This window comes from Leucobacter faecis (genome assembly GCF_054456635.2).
Genome location: NZ_JBTJEP020000037.1, coordinates 1 through 1,577, shown reverse-complemented (window position 1 = coordinate 1,577; position 1,577 = coordinate 1). Strand labels below are relative to the sequence as shown.

Here is a 1,577-nt window from a genome sequence, read left to right as displayed (position 1 = left end):
CCTGAGTTGACCGCTTTGGGGTGATTTTCCGGTATTTGAGGGCAAGAACGTTGAATTCCTGCGGGGCTTCGTGGAAAATGTGGTTACTAACGCGCCCCTATATATGCTGAAGACGTGTCAGTATTCGTGCGGAAAGTCAAGACGAAGTCTGGCGCGACCGCGGTCCAGATCATCACGAAGACTGGGCGTCAAGTCACCGGAATCGACCACATCGGGTCCGCGCACACTGACACCGATCTAGCACTCTTAACCGATATCGCGAAACAACGCATCCGTGAACGAGAACGCAACGCCGGACAAGGCGAGTTTGAGCTCGATCTTGCCCAGGCTCCCGCATCAACAGCAGTGCTGACACGCGCGTACTCGCGGCTACTCTACGACACCCTCGCAGGCGTATACACGCGCCTCGGGTTTGCCTCCGTCGTCGATGACGCCGTGTTCCGCGACCTCGTGATCGCACGCATCATCGAGCCCGCCTCAAAACTTGACACCATTCGCATCCTTGACGAGCTGGGCCTCACCCCACCCTCGAACACAGGCATCCACCGTTCCCTGAATCGTGCCGCTGATGAGGGCTACCGCGACCTGTTCTCGAAAGCGTGCGTCAAGTTTCGTGGAACCGAGCACCTCACCCTGGTGTTGTACGACGTCACGACATTGTTTTTTCAGGTTGAACGAGAAGATGACTACCGTATCCCGGGGCTCTCCAAAGAACGACGACTGGAACCCCAAATTGTGGTCGGTCTGCTCGTGGACGAACGTGGCTTCCCCCTGCAATTACATTCCTTCGAGGGGAACAAAGCAGAAACGCTCACCTTAGTGCCTGTGCTTGATGCGTTTAGAGCGCAGCACCCGGACGTCACGGTGAGTGTGGCGTGTGACGCGGGCATGCTCTCTGCCGCAAATCTCCTTGCGTTAGAGAACGCTGGCTACTCATTCATTGTGGGGTCCAGGATCGCGAAAACCCCGTACGATATCGCCGAGTTCCATCACAAAGGTGGGGTCCTTGAAGACGGCCAAGTGTTTGAATCACAGCAGTGGTTTGGTCGGGGTGAGACCCGTAGACAACGTCGGGTGGTGTACCAGTATCGCGAGAAACGTGCCCGTCTTGATCTGCGCAACATTGAGAAGCAAGTCGAGAAAGCCCGCAAAGTAGTTGCGGGAACGACGCCTGTGAAAAAGGGCCGGTTCTTGAAGATCACAGACGCGCAGAAGAGCGTCGATGATGCGCTGGTGGAATCCGCGAAGCAGCGAGCCGGTATTAAGGGGTATGTGACGAACCTGCCGATGTTGACCGCCTCAGCGGCTACAGTAATTGAGGCGTATCACCAGCTATTCAACGTGGAAGCGTCATTTCGGATGGCGAAGACTGACCTGCGGGCTCGCCCCATTTTTCATCGGCAGCGAGAAAAGATCGAGGCGCATCTCACGGTCGTGTTTTGTGCCATCGCGATGTCGCGGCATATCCAAGAAGCCACCGGCATATCGATTAAGCGGTTTGTGAAGTTGTTGGCCCCGGTGAAAGACGCGGTGATCGTGATCGAGGGTAACGAGCACAGGGTTCCCGCGGCCCTGAC

The 1,577-nt window shown here is 56.5% G+C and carries 1 protein-coding gene; it reads left to right on the top strand.

The genetic code is table 11. The features are described 5' to 3' along the window. Positions 1 to 114: 114 nt before the first annotated feature. Positions 115 to 1,577, top strand: a 1,463-nt coding sequence (locus ACXR2T_RS15740) for an IS1634 family transposase (RefSeq protein ID WP_458840486.1), incomplete at its 3' end; no start/stop codon positions are given.